This is a genomic window from Collinsella sp. AM15-2, from assembly GCF_003471985.1.
Taxonomy (GTDB): Bacteria; Actinomycetota; Coriobacteriia; order Coriobacteriales; family Coriobacteriaceae; genus Collinsella.
In genome coordinates this window covers 64,010-67,630 of the sequence record NZ_QRKO01000012.1, presented here as the reverse complement: position 1 = coordinate 67,630, position 3,621 = coordinate 64,010, and the positions used below count along the sequence as shown (strand labels likewise).

General features: G+C 65.1%; 3 protein-coding genes. All 3 read left to right on the top strand.

All coding sequences use genetic code 11. The annotated features are described in order from the left end of the window. The first annotated feature begins 267 nt into the window (after window positions 1-267). Window positions 268-951, top strand: a complete 684-nt coding sequence (gene tmk / locus DW171_RS06660; protein ID WP_118270773.1) for a dTMP kinase — start codon at window positions 268-270, stop codon at window positions 949-951. Window position 952: 1 nt separating this feature from the next. Beyond that, window positions 953-2,080 (top strand): ATP-binding protein, encoded by a 1,128-nt coding sequence (locus tag DW171_RS06655; RefSeq protein ID WP_118270772.1) that lies wholly within the window; start codon window positions 953-955, stop codon window positions 2,078-2,080. Further along, on the top strand, window positions 2,071-3,621 hold a 1,551-nt coding region (locus tag DW171_RS06650), incomplete at its 3' end, for a regulatory iron-sulfur-containing complex subunit RicT (protein WP_118270776.1). The genes DW171_RS06655 and DW171_RS06650, both read left to right, overlap by 10 nt.

Sequence of the window (3,621 nt, the reverse complement as noted above, 5' to 3'; positions counted from 1 at the left end):
GAATGGCCTATCCGCTCAATGTGTTCGGCTGAGATCGGAAATCAACCGAAATAGGGACTGTTTGGCGGTCTCAGAGCTTCAATCAGTCCCTATTTCACCGCAACTTTAGCCGGCAGTTGGGGACGTTCCTTTTCTGCCGGCAGTTTAGGATCGTCCCTAACTGCCGCCCTAATGACTAGGTTCGATTTGGGGTGCGCCGGACGCTGGGGTATCATGGCTTGGTTGTTATATCTGCATTTACGCGCCTTGTAGGAAGGGGCTGCGCCCATGGCTTTTGAGCCTGCTCAACATAGCTTTATCACGCTCGAGGGCGTCGACGGTGCCGGCAAGTCCACGCAGGCGCGCCTGCTTGCCCGCGCGCTCGAGCTCGCTGGCCACCAGGTTGTGAGCCTGCGCGAACCGGGCGGCACCGCCATCAGCGAAAAGATCCGCGCCCTGCTGCTCGACCCCGCCAATATGGCGATGGGCGACACCTGCGAGTTGCTGCTCTACGAGGCTGCGCGTGCCCAGCTGGTACACGAGGTCATAGCCCCCGCCCTTGCGGCCGGCAAGGTGGTCCTGTGCGATCGCTTCTACGATTCCACGACCTGCTACCAGGCGTTTGCCGATGGCCTCGACCGCCAGATGGTGCGCGACGCCAACAACCTGGCCGTCGCGGGAACGCACCCGGCGCTCACGCTCGTCTACCACATCACGCCCGAGCAGGCGGCGCTACGCATGGCAGCCCGTGGCGCGGCAGATCGCATGGAGGCTAAGGGCATGGCATTCCAGGAGCGTGTGTACCAGGGATTTTGTGCCATTGCTGCCGAGGAGCCAGACCGCGTAAAGCTCATCGACGCCACTACGACCGTCGAGGAAGTCTTCGAGAAGACGGTCGAGCAGGTTCGCGCGTACGGTCTCGACATTCCGCAGGAAGCCGTCGCCGCCGCGCTTGCCAAGGAGGCCGAGTAACATGGCCCCCGCTCAGGCAAGCCTGCTGGCCAAGCTCGACACCCAAGAGCGCGTGCGTGACTTTTTGACCAATGCCGTCGCTAGCGGTCGCGCATCGCACGCCTACCTGTTTTTGGGCGCTCCCGGCGCGGGCAAGCTCGACGCCGCGTGGGCGCTCGCCCAAGCCTTCCTGTGCGAGCAGGATGGCTGCGGCTCATGCGATAGCTGCGTGCGCGTCGCCCGCCATACGCACCCCGACGTGCACTATTACACGCCCGAGAGCGCCACGGGTTACCTCATTGCCCAGACCCGCGAGCTGCTCGATGACGTGCCACTGGCGCCCATCCGTGCCAACGCCAAGGTCTACATCATCGACCGTGCCGAGCAACTGCGTGCCAACACCGCCAACGCACTGCTCAAAACGCTCGAGGAGCCGCCCGAGGGCGTTATGTTTATCTTGCTGGGCACCTCGGCCGACGTGATGCTGCCCACTATCGTGAGTCGTTGCCAGTGCGTGCCGTTTCGGCTGGTGTCGCCCGCCGTCGCCGCGCAGGCCGTGAGCCGCGCCACCGGTCAGGACCCTGCGCGTTGCCGCATGGCGGTCGCCGTGGCGGGAAGCCCCACACGCGGCATCGAGTTCCTCAAGAGCGCCGAGCGCCAGGACGCCCGCCGTCAGATGGTCCGTGCCATCGACTCACTCATTGCCGCCGACGAGGCCGACGTGCTCAGTCGCGCCAAGTCGCTCATCGTCGCCGTCAAGGCGCCGCTTGCCGAGGTCAAGTCCACGCAGGAAAAGGTACTCGAGCAAAACGCCGACTACCTGTCGCGTGGAGCATTGAAGCAGCTTGAGGACCGCAACAAGCGCGAACTCAACGCGCGCGAGCGTTCGGGTATCATGGAAGCGCTGGCGAGCGCGCGGACGCTCATGCGCGACGTGCTGCTGACACTTCAGGACGAGGCAGCCGACGTGGTGAACGAGGACGTGCGCGACACGATCGGTCGGCTTGCCGCCGCGACCAATGTTGCGGGTGCCACCCAGGCGCTCGAGGCGGTCGCGACCGCCGAGCGCAACATCGCCAGAAACGTTACTCCCCAGCTGGCCATCGAGGTCATGCTGTTCGATATCAGGAAGGCACTGAAATGCCGTTAGTCGTACCCGTTAAGTTTACCTACGCCTCGCGCGACCTGTGGTTTGACCCGCAGGACCTGGATATCCTCGAGGCAGATTACGCTATTTGCTCCACCGAGCGCGGAACCGAGATCGGCCTGGTCACGGCCGATCCCTTTGAGGTACCGCAAGACGAGATCGGTCAGCCGCTCAAGCCCGTGCTGCGTGTGGCGAGCGACATCGACCTGCAGCTTGCCGACGACCTGGCCATCCAGGGTGACGAGGCCATGGTCGATTTCCGCCGTCTGGTCAAAGAGCTCGACCTCGAGATGAAGCCGGTCGGCGTCGAGTACCTGTTTGGCGGCGAGAAGGCCGTGTTCTACTTTGCCGCCGAGGAGCGCGTCGATTTTCGCCAGCTCGTCAAGGACCTGTCCTCGACGCTGCACATTCGCGTCGACATGCGCCAGATCGGCGTGCGCGACGAGACCCGCCTGGTGGGCGGCTATGCCCAGTGCGGCCAGGAGCTCTGCTGCACGCGCTTCGGCGGACAATTTGAGCCCGTCTCGATCCGCATGGCAAAAGAGCAGGACCTGCCGCTCAATTCCTCCAAGATCAGCGGCGTGTGTGGCCGCCTAATGTGCTGCCTGCGCTATGAGTTCGAGGCGTACAAGGACTTTAAGAGCCGTGCGCCCAAAAAGAAGACGCTCATCGATACGCCGCTTGGCAAGGCGCGTATTCAGGAATATGACACGCCGCGCGAGCAGCTGGTGCTGCGCCTGGAGAATGGCAAGGTCTTTAAGGTCAACCTGGCCGATATGACCTGCTCGGAGGGCTGCAAAAAGAAGGCTGCCGAGCAGGGCTGCAATTGCCGCCCCGACTGCGTGACGCGCGATGTGCTCGAGCGCATCGAGTCGCCCGAGATGCGTCTGGCGCTCATGGAGCTCGATCGCGAGAACGGCGTCGACGTGGGCGATGGTCTGTCGAGCGCCGACCGTCTTGCCGGCACGTCGATGCCCAAGCGCCGTCGTCGCGATGCCGATTCCGATACCCGCGCTGCTCAGAGCCAGGTCGAGGGCCGTGGCCGTGGAAAGGGCCGCGGCAAGGCCGAGGCACCCGAGGCCGAGGAGGCCGCCGGTGGCCGTCGTCGTCGCAAGCGCGCGGGCTCGGGCGATGCTACCGAGGCTGCAGCCGCGGGCAAGAACGCCTCTCGCGAGCGCGAGGTTCAGCAGCCCCAGCAGCAGAATCGCGGCGGTGGCATGAACCCCACACGTCGCCGCCGCCGTCATCTGTCGAGCGAGGAGCGCGAGGACGCCTTCCGCGCCGCAGCTGCTCGCGAGGCCGGTGCCGCTTCCAAGGGTCCCTCGGCCTCCGATGCGTCTGCCGACAAGGGCGGCAAGTCACGTGGCGAGGAGGAGCGCGCGCCGCGTCCGCGCCGTCGCCATTCCTCGGGCGCGCAACAGAAGCCCTCAGTGCCCTCCGTGGCCGATCAGGTCTCGGATGGCGAGGTCAAGGTCACGCGCCGTCGTCCCGGAGATGGCGGGGGAGCGGCTGCCAAGGCTTCGCGTGGCGCGGCTCGCGACGAG